Source organism: Kordiimonas sp. SCSIO 12603 (genome assembly GCF_024398035.1).
In the GTDB taxonomy this organism is placed as follows: domain Bacteria; phylum Pseudomonadota; class Alphaproteobacteria; order Sphingomonadales; family Kordiimonadaceae; genus Kordiimonas.
In genome coordinates, this window is sequence record NZ_CP073748.1 from 3,018,047 (window position 1) to 3,035,375 (window position 17,329).

Annotated in this window: 19 protein-coding genes; 11 read left to right on the top strand and 8 right to left on the bottom strand. The window is 45.8% G+C overall.

Translation table 11 applies throughout. The features are described from left to right. The 6 genes from KFE96_RS14085 (at window position 1) to KFE96_RS14110 (ending at window position 6,495) form a co-directional block, all read left to right on the top strand. Window positions 1–1,086, top strand: a complete 1,086-nt coding sequence (locus KFE96_RS14085) for an energy transducer TonB (protein WP_255833193.1) — start codon at window positions 1–3, stop codon at window positions 1,084–1,086. A 201-nt stretch (window positions 1,087–1,287) separates the two neighbouring features. After that, window positions 1,288–2,370, top strand: a complete 1,083-nt coding sequence (locus KFE96_RS14090) for an energy transducer TonB (protein ID WP_255833194.1) — start codon at window positions 1,288–1,290, stop codon at window positions 2,368–2,370. Window positions 2,371–2,664: 294 nt separating this feature from the next. Beyond that, window positions 2,665–3,594: a tetratricopeptide repeat protein gene (locus tag KFE96_RS14095; RefSeq protein WP_255833195.1), complete on the top strand. Its 930-nt coding sequence runs from the start codon at window positions 2,665–2,667 to the stop codon at window positions 3,592–3,594. 134 nt (window positions 3,595–3,728) lie between these two features. After that, window positions 3,729–5,231, top strand: coding sequence for an alanine/glycine:cation symporter family protein (locus tag KFE96_RS14100; RefSeq protein WP_370650596.1), 1,503 nt, complete (start codon window positions 3,729–3,731; stop codon window positions 5,229–5,231). Window positions 5,232–5,281: 50 nt separating this feature from the next. Further along, complete coding sequence (locus KFE96_RS14105; protein ID WP_255833197.1) at window positions 5,282–5,761, top strand: nuclear transport factor 2 family protein; 480 nt, start codon at window positions 5,282–5,284, stop codon at window positions 5,759–5,761. A gap of 89 nt (window positions 5,762–5,850) precedes the next feature. Then, entirely contained in the window at window positions 5,851–6,495 is a 645-nt protein-coding gene (locus KFE96_RS14110) for a PAS domain-containing protein (RefSeq protein WP_255833198.1), read from the top strand. On the opposite strand, the gene KFE96_RS14115 is transcribed toward KFE96_RS14110, so the two are convergent. From KFE96_RS14115 to KFE96_RS14125, 3 genes are read right to left on the bottom strand one after another with little or no spacing between them, the layout of a single operon-like run. Beyond that, a complete protein-coding gene (locus KFE96_RS14115; RefSeq protein WP_255833199.1) occupies window positions 6,492–7,289 on the bottom strand; it encodes an SDR family oxidoreductase in 798 nt (265 codons plus the stop codon). The two genes, KFE96_RS14110 and KFE96_RS14115, sit on opposite strands and share 4 nt — an antisense overlap. A 39-nt stretch (window positions 7,290–7,328) precedes the next feature. Beyond that, window positions 7,329–8,135 carry an enoyl-CoA hydratase/isomerase family protein gene (locus tag KFE96_RS14120; RefSeq protein WP_255833200.1) on the bottom strand — a complete coding sequence of 269 codons (807 nt, stop codon included), beginning with the start codon at window positions 8,133–8,135 and terminating at the stop codon, window positions 7,329–7,331. 17 nt (window positions 8,136–8,152) lie between these two features. Further along, window positions 8,153–8,845: an SOS response-associated peptidase gene (locus KFE96_RS14125; RefSeq protein WP_255833201.1), complete on the bottom strand. Its 693-nt coding sequence runs from the start codon at window positions 8,843–8,845 to the stop codon at window positions 8,153–8,155. Window positions 8,846–8,912: 67 nt separating this feature from the next. Here KFE96_RS14125 and KFE96_RS14130 point away from each other — a divergent pair, with 67 nt between their 5' ends. From KFE96_RS14130 to KFE96_RS14140, 3 genes are read left to right on the top strand one after another with little or no spacing between them, the layout of a single operon-like run. Further along, window positions 8,913–9,353, top strand: a complete 441-nt coding sequence (locus KFE96_RS14130) for an NUDIX hydrolase (protein ID WP_255833202.1) — start codon at window positions 8,913–8,915, stop codon at window positions 9,351–9,353. Window positions 9,354–9,371: 18 nt separating this feature from the next. Next, the gene (locus KFE96_RS14135) at window positions 9,372–9,590 is read left to right on the top strand and encodes a DUF2842 domain-containing protein (RefSeq protein WP_255833203.1); all 219 of its coding nucleotides are present in this window, start codon (window positions 9,372–9,374) and stop codon (window positions 9,588–9,590) included. A gap of 35 nt (window positions 9,591–9,625) precedes the next feature. Then, window positions 9,626–10,525 carry an FkbM family methyltransferase gene (locus KFE96_RS14140; RefSeq protein ID WP_255833204.1) on the top strand — a complete coding sequence of 300 codons (900 nt, stop codon included), beginning with the start codon at window positions 9,626–9,628 and terminating at the stop codon, window positions 10,523–10,525. Window positions 10,526–10,574: 49 nt separating this feature from the next. Here KFE96_RS14140 and KFE96_RS14145 read toward each other — a convergent pair whose 3' ends face one another. The 4 genes from KFE96_RS14145 to KFE96_RS14160 all read right to left on the bottom strand — a co-directional run bounded on the left by KFE96_RS14145 (window position 10,575) and on the right by KFE96_RS14160 (window position 14,791). Then, the gene (locus tag KFE96_RS14145; RefSeq protein ID WP_255833205.1) at window positions 10,575–10,811 is read right to left on the bottom strand and encodes a TIGR03643 family protein; all 237 of its coding nucleotides are present in this window, start codon (window positions 10,809–10,811) and stop codon (window positions 10,575–10,577) included. 27 nt (window positions 10,812–10,838) lie between these two features. Beyond that, the gene (locus KFE96_RS14150) at window positions 10,839–12,377 is read right to left on the bottom strand and encodes a cryptochrome/photolyase family protein (RefSeq protein ID WP_255833206.1); all 1,539 of its coding nucleotides are present in this window, start codon (window positions 12,375–12,377) and stop codon (window positions 10,839–10,841) included. A gap of 105 nt (window positions 12,378–12,482) precedes the next feature. Continuing rightward, window positions 12,483–14,108 (bottom strand): long-chain-fatty-acid--CoA ligase, encoded by a 1,626-nt coding sequence (locus KFE96_RS14155; protein ID WP_255833208.1) that lies wholly within the window; start codon window positions 14,106–14,108, stop codon window positions 12,483–12,485. 224 nt (window positions 14,109–14,332) lie between these two features. After that, on the bottom strand, window positions 14,333–14,791 hold the full coding sequence (locus tag KFE96_RS14160) for a hypothetical protein (RefSeq protein WP_255833209.1): 459 nt from the start codon (window positions 14,789–14,791) through the stop codon (window positions 14,333–14,335). An 11-nt stretch (window positions 14,792–14,802) separates the two neighbouring features. Here KFE96_RS14160 and KFE96_RS14165 point away from each other — a divergent pair, with 11 nt between their 5' ends. Both KFE96_RS14165 and rpoH read left to right on the top strand, forming a co-directional pair. After that, the gene (locus KFE96_RS14165; protein ID WP_255833210.1) at window positions 14,803–15,783 is read left to right on the top strand and encodes an RluA family pseudouridine synthase; all 981 of its coding nucleotides are present in this window, start codon (window positions 14,803–14,805) and stop codon (window positions 15,781–15,783) included. A 56-nt stretch (window positions 15,784–15,839) separates the two neighbouring features. Continuing rightward, on the top strand, window positions 15,840–16,733 hold the full coding sequence (gene rpoH, locus KFE96_RS14170; protein ID WP_255833211.1) for an RNA polymerase sigma factor RpoH: 894 nt from the start codon (window positions 15,840–15,842) through the stop codon (window positions 16,731–16,733). A gap of 31 nt (window positions 16,734–16,764) precedes the next feature. Here the strand turns inward: rpoH and KFE96_RS14175 are convergent, their stop codons facing one another. Then, window positions 16,765–17,328 (bottom strand): hypothetical protein, encoded by a 564-nt coding sequence (locus KFE96_RS14175; RefSeq protein WP_255833212.1) that lies wholly within the window; start codon window positions 17,326–17,328, stop codon window positions 16,765–16,767. Window position 17,329 lies beyond the last annotated feature (1 nt).

A 17,329-nucleotide genomic window follows, 5' to 3' on the forward strand; every position in this document is an offset into this window, starting at 1 on the left:
ATGCGCTTTTTTATTTTCTGCACTATCGTTTTTTCATTATCTCTTTCTGCGGTCGCGGATGTCAGCAAAGCTGATAAAAAAGCTTTTGCGAGAGCTTACAAGGCTTTTCAGGAAGCCGAAATAAATGGCTCTCGTACAGAACAAGCTTCTACTGCATTTAAAGCATACCAACTTGGGAAGCATGTATATGCTGACAAACCTAAAACCTTACTTATTCTCGCCAATAACTATGGTTTGATAGAAAGAGACGCTAGGAAAGCCATCCCGGTTCTCCAGCATGCGCTAGAATTAACCGGCGAAATCTATGGTGATATGTCAGACGAATATCTCAGTAGCCTACTTCAGCTCGCGGAGGTAAAATCCAACAAAGAACATTATTTCAAATATCACGCTGATTATACTAAAGCCAAAAAGATTATCGATGTAAAACATGGCCTAAAAGGCCCGGAAGCTGCCCGGTTTTATCTTTCTGTTGGTAAAGCAGCTATCAAAAAGGGGCACAGGTCCTCTATCACTTACTTTAAGAAAGCAGCGACAATTTACGACAATCTAAACGCTGAGGAGTTTAAAGGCGAATATGCCTTACTAAAATTCTGGATTGGCAAATACCATATGGCTAATCGGAAGTATAAAAAAGCAGCAGATATGCTGAATGCATCGCTCAATGTTTTTGAACAAGCCAATCCTGATACCCAACTTACAATGACAAATCATGCACACCTTATTAAAGTTTATGAAGAGCTTAACATGCGGGATGAAGCAACAAAACATTGTCAGGCTATAGGAAAAGCACAACCCATAAATACAACTGATCAAGATTATCTGCCTGTATATAGGCGCCACCCCAAGTATCCTCGCCTAGCACAAGAATCCGGCAAGGAGGGCTACGCAATTGTTGAACTTACAGTTGATAGAGAAGGCTTTGTCAAGAATCCTAAAGTTATCGAATATGAAGGTTCAAAGTCTTTTGGAACAGCAAGCTTGGATATCATTGATACCTTCAGATATATCCCACGCTTTGAAAATGGATCCCCTGTTGAAAGCACAGGTGTTCGCTACAAGTTTTCCTACAATATTGCAAAGTAACAGTTCCCAAACAGAACAGTTAACGTTTTTGTTACCCCCGTTCTCCAACATGGACTTTAACACACTTTAATCAATATTTTTCAAACACTTACCTTATTTAACTCAATAAAACCCACAAAAACTACCTATAAGAGTATCTATTGCAAACTAAAGATTAGTATAATATAACATAATACATTCAAACGAATGGGAGGTTAAATTATGCGATTAACATCAATTGTCGCCATTTGCATCGCCTTTACAGCACCAGCAGTGGCTGACACCCACAGTGCAGATACAGGCACATTTAAACAAGCTTATAGAGCTTATAAGGCTGCCGTTAAAACAGGTACCAAGGAAGATAAAATTTCCACGGCTCTAAAGGCGTATAAACTGGGAAAAACTGTCTATCAAAATGACCCGGAAACCTTGGCTAAACTAGCCATCAACTATGGTCTAACGGAAGATCAGCCTCATAAAGCCATTACGGCATTGAAACATGCCTATAAATTGAGAGAGGATGTTTACGGAGAAAATTCTCCCGAACTTGCCCCTCTTTTGATCTACATTGGTAATGCTAAGGCAAGAAGGGACCGTCGCTTTGATTTCTACAGCGAATTCGCCCGCGCAGGAAAAATTGTAAAGAACACATATGGTGCAGAATCTACAGAATACGCCCGTTTCAATCTGGAAATCGGTAAAACGGCATACAGACTCCAAGATCGTTCAGCAATCAAATATCTAAATCGTGCTGAAGCGATTTTTAGCATGGATGCAAACAATACAAATAAAGAAGACCATGCTCTTTCAAAACTGTGGCAGGGTAAATATTATCTTGCAGACGAGAACTTTATTAAAGCCACTGACGCACTGCTTTATTCCTTGAGCGTATTTGAAGAAACATCTCCCAATGCAGAGATCACTCTAACAAATCATGCGCACTTGATTGAAGCCTATGAACAGCGGAATCTTCGAGATAAGGCAACCGCACATTGCCATGCGATTGGTAAGGTTCAGCCGGTAGACGATGAGCAGGATTATTTACCTATTTTTGGTAAACAACCAACATACCCTCGCATAGCGATTAACCGTGGCCAAGAAGGTTATGCAATTGTCGAACTTACCGTAGATGAAGAAGGTTTTGTGAAAAACCCTATGATTCTTGAATCAGAAGGCGGCAAATATTTTGAAACTGCAAGTCTACGCGCTATCAGCGAGTTCCGCTACGTCCCGCGCTTTGAAGATGGAAAACCCGTAGAAACAAATAGTGTTACCTATAAGTTCTCTTACTCAATGAGGAACTAACATAACGCAATCACTATTTGATACGTTTACCGCCTGTTTAAAATCCACTGCAGGCCAACCTTCCAAAGCAGGCGGTAATACAAACCCATAGTCGTATCCAACAAGCAGGTAAGAAGAATAATGATAAAGGGTACGATAATAGCTTTGGCTTTGTGGTCTTTTTCTGTGTCAGCAACAGACCATGAAGCCCAACTCGCACAACATTCACGGGCCTATGCTGATGCTATGGCTCTTCACAACTATACCTCAGCGCTCGTCAACGCTCAAAAAGCTCATTTCATTGCTAAACACCATATGAAACTGAAGGAAGATGACCTTTTCCCTTACCTGCACCGATATGCAATAGCTGCTCTTAAATTCAGAGATAAATCAGCGTTGTCTATCCTTCAGGAGGTGCTGAACTTACATAAAGAAAATAGCTCCTACTCCAATGATCTTCACGGTAGATTATTGATACTCGCAGCATCCGAGGCTCGGCAACGAGGCAGACCGAAAAAGGCATATGAATTCCTCGGAAAAGCAAAAAAACTTGCCGCAGCCAACAATTCAGAGGCCCAAACACTAGGAGCGTTAATTGATCTGGAATTCAGCTATCTTCATTTCGAAAAGGGCGATATTGCAAGAGCAGCAAGATTTAATGATCAAGCCTACACAGTTTTAACAGATGAGCGATCTGAAATAAGCCCGCTACAGCTGGCTTATGCTGAACTATTGCGAGGTGATATCTATCTTCGCCAACAAAATTGGGCTCAAGCCATTCCCCATTTTGAAACCGCCTACAATATTTACAAAACTGACAGCCTGAATTTCACCAAACTTAATGGCGAGCACAACGTAACAGCTGCCTACATTCTGAAACGACTTGTCGCAGCATATCACAATCAGGGCGACACTGCTGGCGCAGAAGCCACAGCGCTTGAATTTGCCTACACCAGACCTTGGGAAGCTGGTTATTTGATTTACAATCCAACTGAAAAAATACCCTTTTGGTTATCTGAAAGCCTATCCGCTAAAAAAGAAAAACAAGCCGCCGGATATATAGCTTCCTATGAAATGACTGCCGCTGGCCGCAGAAAAAATATTGAGATTCACATAGCGAAAAACATCTCGGCAGAAGAAGTACAGCTCCAGTTCGAACAATCATATTATGTACCAAAAATAGAGAACGGAAAGCCCGTTGCCGAACGGGGATGCAAGGAATGCCAATTCCATGTTCGCCATTAAACCAAAGGTCTATCATTAGCCTCCCCTCCACACTCGAGATGTAAAATTTTAACGAATTGGTAATTTCTCCTTTCCTCAAGGCCACCTGTCGCCTAATCTCTCGAAAAACAGAATAATGGGGAGTAGACGTGGGTATATTTAAACGTCTCGCTGTTGCAGCGCTTGTGGGCATCTTTTCCAGCGCCGGGGCAATAGCTCAGGAAACAACCGAAGACAGAAGCGGTTTTGTCAACACAGTGTCTGACGCGATTTACGCGCTCGAGGCATTTGTATTCAGCAATATCACGGTATTTGGTTTTGAAATCGCATGGATTGTTGCATTCCTTGCACTGCCGATGCTGATTTTGACCGGATATTTCATGTTCATCAATGTCACCAGCTTCAAACGTGCCTGGAAAATTGTACGCGGGGATTACCATGATGAAACTGCCCCTGGGGAGGTTACGCAGTTTCAGGCATTATCCACCGCCCTTTCCGGTACTGTTGGCCTTGGTAATATCGCGGGTGTTGCAGTTGCAATCTCCACAGGTGGGCCGGGCGCCACTTTCTGGATGATCCTGATTGGTTTCTGCGCCATGTCACTCAAATTCGCGGAATGTACGCTCGGTGTGAAATACCGCGACGTACGCGAAGACGGCACAGTAGCTGGCGGCCCGATGTATTATCTAGAGCGCGGCCTGAAAGCGCGCGGTTGGGGTAAAGTTGGTAAGGCACTGGCATGGACATACGCGATTCTGGCGGTCCCAACATTGTTGCAGGTAGCACAGGTAAACCAGTCTTTCGAAGCTATCTCCGTTGTAACGGGCTTCACGTCAGAGGCAACAAAGTGGGGCTTTGGTGTCTTTATCGCAGCGGCTACTGCTGTTGTGATCATCGGCGGCATTAAATCCATCGCGAAGGTAACAGCGCGTCTTGTGCCTGCAATGGCAGGGATTTATATCCTCGGTGCTCTTGTTATCATTCTTGGAAACGTGTCAGCCGTTCCAGCGGCCTTTGGTACTATTTTCTCATCTGCCTTCTCGCTTGAAGCTGGTATTGGTGGCATTATCGGTACCATCATCATTGCTATGCAGCGTGCTGTATATTCAACAGAGGCTGGCCTTGGTTCAGCAACAATGGCGCATGCAGCTGCGAAAACAAACGAGCCTGTATCTGAAGGCATGGTTGCCCTTATGGAACCATTCATTGATACAGTTGTGGTTTCCACGATGACAGCGCTTGTGATTGTGATTACAGGTGTTTACGTGGGCGGTACCGATGTGGCTGGCATTTCCCTTACATCTCAGGCATTCGGCAGTGTGATTGCATGGTTCCCTTGGGTTCTCGCTATCGCGGCCTTCCTGTTTGGGTATTCTACAATCATCAGCTGGGGCTATTATTCCGGCAAAGTTTGGGAATTTGTTTTCGGCGGCAGCAGCCGTTCTATGATGATCTTCAAAGTAATCTTCTGCGCAGCCCTTATTCCTGGTGCTGTATTCTCAGCCGGAGAAGTATATGCCCTTATGGACAGTATGTTCTTCCTGATGGCAGTACCAAACGTGATTGGTATTTATATCATGGCGCCTGAATTAAAGCGGGATCTTACCAGTTATTTGGCGAGGCTTCGTTCGGGGGAAATTCGCGAAACAAACGCATAATAAATTGAATTGGCAGCCTTCTGAGGCTGCCTTTTTTCTGGGAGGGAACAATGAGAAATCTATTAATCGCTGTAGCGGTCGCCTGCATTGCATTCAGTTCAGCAGTTGCCCGTGACGCCAAAGAAGATGTAAATACTGCGCTTACCAGCTTCCACACAGCAGCATCCAAAGCTGATTGGGACACATATTTCGGCCTGCTGACCGAGGATAGCGTCTTTATGGGAACCGATGCTTCTGAGCGTTGGAGCAAAGCCGAATTCAAATCATACGCTTCAAAAACACGCGGCTGGACATATACCAAAGAGAACCGCTTCATCTATATCGCAGCAGACGGTAACACCGCTTGGTTTGATGAAATTCTCAACAACGAAAAATACGGCACAAGTCGCGGTACAGGTGTACTGATTCGCACAAATGATGGCTGGAAGATCATCCAGTATAATCTTACATTCCCTATTCCAAATGATCTGGCAGCGGGAATCACACAAGAGATTCAAACATTTGAAGCACGTCAAAAAGTAAACCCATAAGGCGATATTTATACACCCTTGCTAAAGTAACAAAGGAACTTCATCCTAATTATGGGTGAAGTTCTTTTTTATACTGATAGGAGGCTGGGGTGCCTGTTTCCGGAGTATTAGAACATCTTTTAGAATATTGGCAGGAATTGCCGCGCCCTGAAGGGCAGTATATTCCGCCAAAGGCTGCGCTTACACCAAGTGACCTGCACGAACTGTTGCCGCGCATTGCCCTTCTCAAACGACATAACCGCTATGATATCCCTATCCGTATGATGGGCACAGGGTCCAACACGCACTGGCATAACCCTCATATAGGCATGAATGCGTTTGATTTCACCAGCCCACAAATGCACGAAAATACAGCACGGCTTTATGCAGCAGTGCTGGACCAACCCTGTGCGGCGCTATTGAGGAAGACAGTGGAACGTAAATCAGGGCCAGCTGATGTTGCCTCGCTTTATCTACCGCTCGCTGATACAGAAGGGAATGCCAGCTATATTATCAGCTGCTCAATCTATGAAGACAGGCAGCCAATTGTAGATATCACTGACCGTTTGATCCTTGATCAGCAGAACATCAGACAATTGGAATATATTGATTTAGGGTACGGCACACCTGAAGTGGTTTTTGATCGGCCTACGCCAAACCCTGCAATTCACTCACAGGCTAAAAGTGAGAAATGGTGGAACCGTTTTATGCCGTCTGCACAAAAAGGCGCCCACCATAAAAAGCTTGATAGCTAACCAAGCCGCTCAACCATTTTAAACAGCATATTCGGGAAGAAACGCTTAACCCAAAGCGCATTCATTTCCATTCCCTTACCTACTGCAATCTCTTTCTTTTTCTTCTTGAAACCACGCATAATAACCTTGGCGCAGTCTGTTACATCCATCCCGCCAGAGATATTTTCGTCCATCTTGCCAAATTCAGTTCCGTCCCCCTTAAGCGCATTTTCCGAAATAGCAGTACGGATAAAGCCGGGTGTAATGGTAGTTACAAAAATACCGTCCTTGCTTGTCTCAGCTCGAAGAGCATCAAAAAAGCCCATCATCGCGTGTTTGGCCGCGCAATAGCCTGTGCGCTTTGGTGCGCCGACCTTACCAGCCACTGAAGCGGTTACAGCCATATGGCCACTCCCCTGCTCCAGCATCACAGGTAAAACCTCTTTGGTGAGTGCAATCTGGCCGAATACATCTACTTCAAACAGACGGCGGTAAGTGGCCATATCTGTCTCTAAACAAGTAGAACGCTGCGATATACCTGCATTGTTATAAAGCATATCAATACGCCCTTTAAAGGCACGCGCTTCAGCTACTTTCTCGGGTAGGCTCGCTTCGTCTGTCACATCAAGTGGCAGCACCATCACATTCTCCGCAGCTGCACCTCGCGCTACGCAGGCTTCTTTCACCCGTGTGAGTTCGCTTTCCCGGCGTGCAGAAAGAATAAGGCTCGCGCCTTCTGTCACCATTTCAAGCGCTACAGCTTCCCCGATACCTGAAGATGCTCCTGTTATCCAAACAACCTGACCACTGAACATACCTACCTCCCCTGAAACTGTTTCATTTAACTTTAGGGCTTATTCTTCACCCGTCCACTTAAACACTGGCGCACGTTTCTCAAGGAATGCTCTCACGCCTTCTGTTGCGTCCATCCCTTCATGCGCATCACCAAAGATGTTAGCTGTTTCTTCATCATCATCCACTTGCCCGTCCAGCACCCGCTGGATAAAGGTTTTCATCATGCGAACAGAATATTGAGACTGCTTTGAAACCTGCTGTGCGAACGCAAGTGTTTCTTCCTCGAGTTCATTTGGCTCAAATACCATGTCAATCAAGCCAATTCGTTCTGCTTCATCCACATCCATTTTTCGTGCACTAAAGAGGATAGATTTCGCCTTCGATGGTCCCACCAAATCAACCAACTGCTTGGTATCGTTCAGCGGGTACACAAGCCCCAATTTAGCCGGCGTAATACCAAACTTAGCGCCGCGTGCTGCAAAGCGCATGTCACAGTGGATTGCAAGCCCGCAGCCTCCACCAACGCAGGCGCCCCATATCTGGGCAATCGTTGGCTTCTTAGCCCGGGCGAGCGAGCGCTGTGCATTTCTGATGGCCAGACGGTTGCTTTCACGGCGTTCAGCAGAGGTGGCAATAGCTTCAAGCTCTTCGAGATCAGCCCCCGCGCAAAAAGCCTTATCACTACTGCCTGTTACAATTATCACCCGTACGTTTGGATTTGCATCCAGTTCAGCCACCGCGTTTGGGATTGCTTCCCACATAGCTTGCAGCATGGCATTCCGCTTCTCGGGGCGATTGAGCACAAGATAGCCAATACCGTCTTTCTCATCGGTATAAATCACGCCGCTTTTATCGCTGAAATTCATCAACCTATCCTTACTCTCTAAAATAATACGCCCTGTGGGTTTTCTTCCGGTGGATCAAGGCAATCAGGCCCATCATAACGCACACTGTTTACCTTTCGGCTTACAGGCCGCCAGTGAAAATGCTGTTCCTCTTCCCAATCAAAACTGCCCAGAAAATTGCGCGGCAGTGGATCATGCAGCGTGAGCCAATCTTCAAATTGCTCTGGCTTCACCACAAGAGGCTTTCGGTGGTGCATGCCTTTCATGGTGCCGTTTGAAGCTGCAGTCACGATAGACATGGTTTCAAGCCAGTGATCGCCGTGTGGGCCGTGCCACGTGGACCAAATCCCTGCAAAAGCATGCATTTCACCATCCATATGGCTGATAAAATGTGGAACTTTGAGGCCATCAACCGTTTTCCATTCATACCACCCAGTAAAGGGTACCAAACAACGCTTCCGCTTAATACTTGAACGGAAGGAAGGTTTGGCTTCAATAGTTTCAACCCGCGCGTTAATAAGCGGCTTGTCGCCAATTTCCTTTTTCCATTCAGGCACCAGTCCCCATTCAACAGCCGCAAGCTCACGCACAGCTTTTTCGGTATGGCGTATGATAAGTACAGGTTGGCGCGGCGCGATATTATATCGGTCAGGGATTGGCACAGGTGCGTTCACCTTGAAAACCTGCTCAATTTCCATCGTTGTTGTCTTGAGCGAAAATCTTCCACACATAACGCTTGCCTATGCCCTTTTGCTGAACCAGTATCGGCCTTGTTTTGTAACAAGAAATAGTATGCATATGACTGAGGCAAGTAAAAATCCTGAAAGACCCATAATTGCTGTCGGCGCCGTTGTTATTAATGATGGTAAAGTGTTGATGATCAGACGCGCGAAACCCCCCCGCGAAGGTGAATGGAGCATGCCCGGCGGCAGGCAGGATATCGGTGAAACAGTTGAAGATGCGGTTATCAGAGAGGTTAAAGAAGAAACGGGCCTTGATGTAACCATCGCTGGTTTTCTGGATGTGATTGATTTTATTGACCGTGCACCAAACGGTGACATGCGCTTTCACTATACACTGCTTGATTATGCAGTTGATGTGGTAGGCGGCACGCTTCAGGCTGCAAGTGACGCAAAGGAAGCCCACTTCCTGCCTATTTCAGAAGCACTTGAACTTCCTCTATGGACAGAAACCAAGCGTATCATTACAAAAGCGGCAAAACTTAAAGGCCTGATGTAGGCGAAGAGGAAAACACCAATGGAACCAACACGCCCGTCGCACCGTAGCATCACTGGTATGCTGATCCTTATTTTTGGTCTTTCCGCCTACGCATTTGGTGTGGCTGCTGTCGGTGAATTGATCATTGATTGGTCAATTGCCATTCAGTCTATCTATTATTTGATCTTCGGCATTATCTGGATATGGCCAGTTAAGTGGCTTCTTAAATGGATGGCAGCGGCGTATAAGGATAAATAGAACTTATATAAGTTGCGCTGAAATTCGAGGAAGCTATGGCGTTCATAAATATATGGAGCTTTATAAACAGAAAGCTTCACTATAGTATTGCCCTACCTATTAAAAACCTGTTCCTGAAGTGGAAAAAACAAAAGTTCCTTCATAAAACAAATGATGGCCTATCGTTCATAATTAATCCCAAAGACTATATTTCCAGATTTATCTATCTACACGGTATTTACGAGCGCGAATTCTTAAAGTTTTTAAAAACAAATCTTCTTAAAAAAACACTGATGCTTGATATTGGCGCAAATATCGGTAACCACAGTATTTATTTGTCTTCACATTTCGATAAAGTTATTGCCTTTGAACCCAACCCAACAGCTTACAAAATGTTGGAAGAACACCTTGAGATTAACTGCATCAACAATGTTGATCTACATAAGGTTGGGCTCGGCCATAAAGATGCTAAACAGCAATTCATTGAAAACACTTCCGACAACCTCGGGAATTCTGGATTTTCAGCGAGTAATTCAGAATTAATTGGCTCCGCACAAAAACTCCAAGTCAAGAAAGGAGACGACTATATCGGCAACCTTTCGCTAGATGAAATAAACTATATTAAAATAGATGTTGAGGGTATGGAGCGTGAGGTACTTCTAGGATTAAAAGAAACAATAGCAGCACATAAACCTTTAATCAGTTTTGAATTTGATGGCCGCTTAAAATCCCAAGCAGATTTAGAAGATATTATGTCCTGCCTTCCGGGTTATGAATTATTTGCCCCCCAATATTGGCTCGTAAGTCATTGGACATTTAAAGAAAAGATAAAATACGTCTATCAATTTGGAACATCCCCAATGCTTCATAAAATCGCACGAGCAGAAGCTAAATTATATAATAATTTACTCGCAATTCCCGACAGGCGTATCTTTCGAAACGTCGCCTACAAATAAGCAATTGAGTATTTATTTAGGCGAACATTTACCAAGTAGTCCGCAATTTTTAACCTTTGAACTCACCCCTGTATGGCTTCACAGTGCTTAACTTAGCGTGCTTTTTTGTTCTACCCGATACCCGTTTGCGCCATAACCTAAAACTAGATGGCTTTAAATTCCGACGCATTATTTTAATAACTTCACTTTCAGGGATGTCAGTAAGCTGTTTGATATCATCAAAGGATGTTTTATCGCACCATGCAAGTTCAATAATCTCGCTAATTTCTGCTGATTGATTACACATTAAATGGTCTCCGATATCTGGAAATATCTATACGATTTCGCCATCATCCAGATCAGCGAAAAACCGATCTGCATCAGCTTGAATTGCACGGTGTTTTTCTTCCCCCATACAGGCATAGGTTCGGTACATCATACCCATTCGGTGGTTACCCGCCAGCTTCTCACGATTTCGGCCTAAAAAATCCCAATAGAGGTAATTGAAAGGGCAAGCATCTGTTCCATTCTTCTTGCTCACTTTATAGGAGCAGTTACGGCAATAATCAGACATTTTGTTAATGTAACCACCGCCCGCCGCATATGGTTTGCTGGCAAGATAACCACCATCAGCAAACAAAATCATGCCGGAAACATTGGGCAGTTCCACCCATTCATATGCATCAGCATAAACAACCAAAAACCACTCATTCACCTCTCGTGGATCAATCCCTGTAAGAAGTGCGAAATTACCAAGCACCATCAACCGCTGAATATGATGCGCGTAGGCGTTTTCTTTGGTTTCTGTAACACACTGCCTTAAGCAGTTCATTTTAGTTTGAGCTGTCCAGTAAAACTCTGGCAACTTACGGTCCGCATTGAAGAAATTCTCGCCGGCATACTCCGGCATCTTAAGCCAGTAGATACCTCTGATATACTCCCGCCAGCCTATAATCTGGCGAATAAACCCTTCCACCGCATTAAGCGGGGCTTTCCTCTCGGCATCAGCATTTTCAGCCGCTTTGATGCACTCAAGTGGGTTTAACAAACCACAATTTAAATAGAAGCTTATGTGGGAATGATACATCCACGGTTCTCCCTCAACCATGGCATCTTGATAATCCCCAAAATTCTTAAGCCGCTCTTCTATGAATAGCCGGAGAACCTCTAGCGCCCCTTCACGGGTAACAGCGAAATAGAAAGGCTCAAGGTCACCAAAATGGTCAGCAAACCGCTTACTGACCATCTCAATAACCTCCGCGGTTATTTCATCAGGCTCACCATAATATGGCTTTGGGATATTCAGGCCTTCTTTTGGTGGCTTTCGGTTTTCAGCATCATAATTCCACTGCCCCCCGGCTGGCGCACCATCATCCATAAGCACGGAATACCGCTGCCGCATTTCCCGGTAAAAATATTCCATCCGCAACTGCTTACGACCACTAGCCCAGATTTCAAAGTCTTCTGGTGACCGCAGAAAGCGAGTATCACTGCGTATTTCAACAGGAACCGAAAGATCATTTCCCCAGCTTTTCATATCCTCAAGAACACGGTATTCACCGGGGAATGTTGTTACCACACAGTCAAGACCAGCATCACTGAGTGCACGGGAAACCTCCCCTTTCAGCGATCCTGTATTATCCGCATCATCAAGCTTGATATAACGAACCTTGTAACCTTGTCCCGTCAGTTCAGCCGCAAAGTGGCGCATAGCTGAAAAAAGAAACGCAATCTTCTTTTTATGATGCTTCACATAAGTGGCTTCATCCCATACTTCGCACATCAGAATTACATCACGGGATTTATCCCAGCCTTCAAGGCATGAGATTTGATCAGATAATTGATCGCCAAGGATTACTCTGAGATGTTTCATAGCCTTGTGTACGGAATAATTACCCCTTCAGATGATCATTGGGTATAAAGAAAAAGCCGCGGCAACCACCGCGGCTTTCTTATGCATCAGATCAGTTCACAAGAACTAGGTGCCCGGTAGTTTATAGTCCTTGAACTGGTCACGAAGGTCTTTCTTGGAAATCTTACCTGTTGCTGTATGCGGCAGTTCTTCAACCGTCACCACATCATCTGGCATCCACCATTTGGCGATTTTACCGTCCAAGTAAGCAAGCATTTCTTCCTTGGTTACCGTCTGGCCATCCTCTTCCACAATACAGAGAAGTGGGCGTTCATCCCATTTCGGGTGGTAAACACCAATCACGCCCGCTTCAGCGACACCAGGGTGCCCAACAGCTTCGTTTTCAAGGTCGATAGAGCTAATCCACTCACCACCAGACTTAATTACGTCTTTCGCGCGGTCGGTGATTTGCATAAAACCGTATTCATCCATCAAGGATACATCGCCTGTATCGAACCAACCTTCATCATCGAGGGCTGTTTCACCGGAGCGGTAATATGATTCCACAATCCACGGGCCACGCACCATCAGGCGGCCTGATGATTTGCCGTCCCACGGCAGGTGATTACCATCATCATCCTTGATAGCCATCTCAACACCAAGAACCGGACGTCCCTGCTTACACTGCACATCCAGCTTTTCTTCGTTGCTAAGTTCAGCAACAGCTGAGTTTTCACTGCCTAAGCTACCTAACGGGCTACATTCTGTCATACCCCACGCGTGGTTCACACGTACACCGTAATCATCCTGGAAGGTTTGGATCATGCTACGCGGTACAGCAGAACCACCAATGGTCACATCCTTCAGCTCACCACAGTTAAGATCATTTTCTTTCAAGTAGCGAAGCATCTGCATCCATACAGTCGGCACAGCCGCCGTCATCGTCACTTTCTCGCGGATCAGCAGCATATGCAGTGTTTCTGGGTCATGATGAGGGCCGTTGAGCACAAGCTTCGAACCAGCAGCCAATGCCGCATAAGGAATACCCCAAGCATTCGCATGGAACATAGGCACCACTGGCAGAATAACTGTGTGCGCGCCGATGCTCAGAACATCTTTTTGAAGAACGGTCAGCGTGTGCAGGAAGTTAGAACGGTGTGAATATAGCACACCCTTCGGGTTGCCTGTTGTACCGGATGTGTAACAAAGTCCGCACGCCGTATTTTCATCAAGCTGTGGCCATTCATAACTACCGTCTTCTGCTTCAACAAACTCTTCATAGCAGATCACGTTCGGCAAGCTGGTTTCTGGCATATGCTCACGGCCAACCATAATCACATAATGTTCGATTGTTTCCAGCATCGGCGCCAGCTTTTCAATAAGCGGCACAAACGTTACATCAAGGAAGAGGATTTTATCTTCCGCATGGTTCATGATGTAAATAAGTTGCTCAGGGAACAAACGCGGGTTCACTGTGTGTGTCACGCCGCCCATACCAGAACCTGCGAACCACAGCTCTACATGGCGGTGTGTGTTCCACGCCAGTGTTGCTACGCGGTCACCTTTTTCAATACCTAAACGCTCCATCGCCTGCGCACATTTGCGAGCGCGAAGAGCAAGATCTTTGAATGTATAACGAAATTCGCCGCCTTCCGGCAACATAGAAAACACTTCACGGTTTGGGTGATTAACTTCACCGCTTTCTAACAGTTTGGAAACCAACAATGGCCAATTCTGCATCTGTCCTAGCACTATATCCTCCCCACTAGAAACTTCCTCCGATAAAACAATAGGCCGTGCAGATGTAAATTCAAATCCAATCGTACTGTTTTTTGAAATTTGTCCTTACGGCCTTATTGCCTATCGCTTCCTATGGCGAGTATCTGAACATTTATCAGATTATGGTGCAAGCATGAGTTTACATAGCGCAGCATTTGATATGCTACGGAGAATGCCGGCTTTTAACAGAAAATTTCTTAGCGAGAGATTTTAACCTGCTGCGTTTTACCGTTCGTACGGTTCACGATAAGCAGTAAATCTTCACCGTCTTTTGTACGGAAACGAAGCAGAATTTCATAACCAGACAACGAAGAAGAGATCAGCTCTGCCCCTTCTGGACGCTCAACTACAAGACCATCATAATTAATGGCATATTGAGAACCCGGTACAAACACGTTCTTTTCTGGTGTAGCAATCTGCCCAGCAGCGTTATCTAGAGCACTTGGGGTAGAGATGACTGCCTCTGAAACAAGCTGCTCTTCTTCAGGCTTTTTCTGATGGTCACCTGCAATAATTTTCATGATGATCAGGCCAAGCATACCCACGATGCCAATACCCAGAATTACCACGACCATAATCAGCCACAGCGGTGCTTTTGGAGCTTCCTCTGCATTTTCTGCATTCTCAGGCGTGACATTTTGAGTATCTGAAGTCATAACAGGTCTCCATGAACGACTTACACGAAATACAAGTTCCAGCAGATAGTGCTGCTACACGGCTTGATAAGCTGCTTGCAGACGCAATGCCAGACATTTCTCGCTCACGGCTCAAAGCACTTATCAAAGAAGGCAATATTAGCCTGAACGGAAAAGCTGTCACAAGCCCATCTGCAAAGGTAAAAGCAGGCGAGATATATTCTATCACAGTCCCCGAAGCAGAAGATGCTGAACCTCAGGCTGAAAACATACCGCTCGATGTGATTTTTGAGGATGATCACCTGATTGTGGTGAACAAACCTGCAGGCATGGTGGTGCATCCTGCGCCCGGCAGCCCAACAGGTACACTTGTGAATGCCCTATTGCATCACTGTGCAGGGTCTCTCAGCGGTATTGGCGGCGTGAAGCGCCCCGGTATTGTGCACCGTATTGATAAGGAAACCAGTGGCCTTCTGGTGATGGCAAAACACGATAAGGCCCATAACGGCCTTGCAGAACAGTTTGCTGACCATAGTATCGAACGCAAATACACAGCGGTGTGCAGAGGTTTTCCAAATCCGCTTAACGGCCATGTAGAAGGGAACATTGCCCGCCACCCTGTTGACCGCAAGCGTATGGCAGTTGCTGAAAACGGCGGCAAATGGGCCAAAACCCACTACCGCACCATCAACACATTCGCGCAAGCAGGTCATGCTATCGCCACTGAAATTGAATGCCAGCTGGAAACAGGCCGCACGCATCAGGTACGCGTTCATATGGCGCATATTGGCAATCCGCTGGTAGGTGATCCGGTTTACAACAAAAACAATAAAGTTTCCGCGCAGGTTAAAGGCAAACCGCGTGCAGCGCTTCAAAGCTTTAACCGGCAGGCACTTCACGCCCGCTCGCTTGGTTTTATTCACCCTATTGAAGGTAAGCTCTTTAAATTTGAGAGCGAATTACCATATGATATGAAGGAACTACTTGAAGCGCTGGATGCCTATCGGGTTTAGCGTATAATAAGCGTGCAGTTTATCTGGCGTATAACAAAGTTGCTGTGAGGATTTTTATGTCACAAAGTAATTTGCCTACCTTGTCCCCTGAAGGAAGCCTTTCTTCATACCTTCAGGAAATTCGCAAATACCCAATGTTAGAAGCTGATCAGGAATATATGCTCGCCAAAGCATGGGCTGAGCATGAAGACAGTAAAGCTGCGCGCACTATGGTAACAAGCCACCTGCGCCTCGTAGCTAAAATTGCTATGGGTTACCGCGGTTACGGCCTTCCGGTTGCTGACCTGATTTCCGAGGGTAACGTAGGCATGATGCAAGCGGTGAAACGCTTTGACCCAGAAAAAGGTTTCCGTCTGGCAACATACGCAATGTGGTGGATTAGAGCCGCTATTCAGGAATATATCCTTCGTAGTTGGAGCCTGGTTAAAATCGGCACAACTGCCGCTCAGAAGAAACTATTCTTCAACCTGCGCCGCCTTAAAGGCCAGATTTCCGCAGTTGAGGAAGGTGACCTGACGCCTGAGAATGTAACTAAAATTGCTGAAAAGCTAGATGTTGCGGAAGATGACGTGGTTTCCATGAACCGCCGTATGAGCGCGCATGACCACTCCCTGAACGCTCCCCTTAAAGCCGACGCTGAAGGAGAATGGCAGGACTGGCTGGTTGATGAAAACCCCGATCAGGAAACGATCGTTGCGGATAACGAGGAACGGGACCAGCGCCTCAAGTTACTTACGGATGCTATGGAAAATCTGAACGAACGTGAACGTCATATTCTTACAGAGCGCCGTTTGGCGGAACCTGCTAAAACGCTGGAAGAATTATCCCAACATTATGGTGTAAGCCGCGAACGCGTACGCCAGATTGAAGTGAGGGCGTTTGAAAAAGTGCAAAAAGCCATGCGATTGGCAGCTTCAGAAACCGGGATGGGCAATCTATCATCCCACTAATAGAAAAGCCGGGTTTAGCCCGGCTTTTTATTTATCTCATTGATTGTTGAGCTTGCTGTTGCTGCTCTTCCTTGTCACCAAGCACTTCGTGCCCCCACAGTTCCACAAGCCCCTGCTTCTGTGCATTCAGTTTCTTGAGCTTATCTTGTGCCATCGCCTGTAAAAAGAAAGCCGCAGCCCAAGGGCCAAGGTAAATCAAGGCATGCCCAAGAACAGCAGCACCCCACATCACCAAGATATTAATCGGATCAAATAAGATGTCCGAGATCAAGTGTGGCTGACTAAGTACCGTGTTGAACTTGAACAGAACCCCGGTAAGATTGGCAAAGGCAACACATTGTAATTTAGCAGATTTATGCTCACCGCTGACCGTAAAAGCCATCACGAATGTAGGCAGCATTCCCGCACCAACCAGCATCGCCAATTCTACTTTAAAAAAGGCAAGTCCAGTAATCAGCATAATAAGCAGAGGTGTTACACCACTATATTCCTGATTGCCTCTTCTTCGGCGTCGACGAATAGTTTTTTTTGGTGCATCCACACCTTTTGCTGCACCCTTAACATTTTTCTTCAGTGCAGGGGTCTTCTTAGCCATA

What these genes read in the sequence shown, in the direction of transcription:
- rpoH (WP_255833211.1), top strand. Translation starts at nt 15,840, where the DNA reads ATGTCACAAAGTAATTTGCCTACCTTGTCCCCTGAAGGAAGCCTTTCT.
- KFE96_RS14085 (WP_255833193.1), top strand. Translation starts at nt 1, where the DNA reads ATGCGCTTTTTTATTTTCTGCACTATCGTTTTTTCATTATCTCTTTCT.
- KFE96_RS14140 (WP_255833204.1), top strand. Translation starts at nt 9,626, where the DNA reads ATGGCGTTCATAAATATATGGAGCTTTATAAACAGAAAGCTTCACTAT.
- KFE96_RS14135 (WP_255833203.1), top strand. Translation starts at nt 9,372, where the DNA reads ATGGAACCAACACGCCCGTCGCACCGTAGCATCACTGGTATGCTGATC.
- KFE96_RS14160 (WP_255833209.1), bottom strand. Translation starts at nt 14,791, where the DNA reads ATGACTTCAGATACTCAAAATGTCACGCCTGAGAATGCAGAAAATGCA.
- KFE96_RS14090 (WP_255833194.1), top strand. Translation starts at nt 1,288, where the DNA reads ATGCGATTAACATCAATTGTCGCCATTTGCATCGCCTTTACAGCACCA.
- KFE96_RS14145 (WP_255833205.1), bottom strand. Translation starts at nt 10,811, where the DNA reads ATGTGTAATCAATCAGCAGAAATTAGCGAGATTATTGAACTTGCATGG.
- KFE96_RS14120 (WP_255833200.1), bottom strand. Translation starts at nt 8,135, where the DNA reads ATGAATTTCAGCGATAAAAGCGGCGTGATTTATACCGATGAGAAAGAC.
- KFE96_RS14125 (WP_255833201.1), bottom strand. Translation starts at nt 8,845, where the DNA reads ATGTGTGGAAGATTTTCGCTCAAGACAACAACGATGGAAATTGAGCAG.
- KFE96_RS14095 (WP_255833195.1), top strand. Translation starts at nt 2,665, where the DNA reads ATGAAACTGAAGGAAGATGACCTTTTCCCTTACCTGCACCGATATGCA.
- KFE96_RS14150 (WP_255833206.1), bottom strand. Translation starts at nt 12,377, where the DNA reads ATGAAACATCTCAGAGTAATCCTTGGCGATCAATTATCTGATCAAATC.
- KFE96_RS14130 (WP_255833202.1), top strand. Translation starts at nt 8,913, where the DNA reads ATGACTGAGGCAAGTAAAAATCCTGAAAGACCCATAATTGCTGTCGGC.
- KFE96_RS14175 (WP_255833212.1), bottom strand. Translation starts at nt 17,328, where the DNA reads ATGGCTAAGAAGACCCCTGCACTGAAGAAAAATGTTAAGGGTGCAGCA.
- KFE96_RS14165 (WP_255833210.1), top strand. Translation starts at nt 14,803, where the DNA reads ATGAACGACTTACACGAAATACAAGTTCCAGCAGATAGTGCTGCTACA.
- KFE96_RS14115 (WP_255833199.1), bottom strand. Translation starts at nt 7,289, where the DNA reads ATGTTCAGTGGTCAGGTTGTTTGGATAACAGGAGCATCTTCAGGTATC.
- KFE96_RS14105 (WP_255833197.1), top strand. Translation starts at nt 5,282, where the DNA reads ATGAGAAATCTATTAATCGCTGTAGCGGTCGCCTGCATTGCATTCAGT.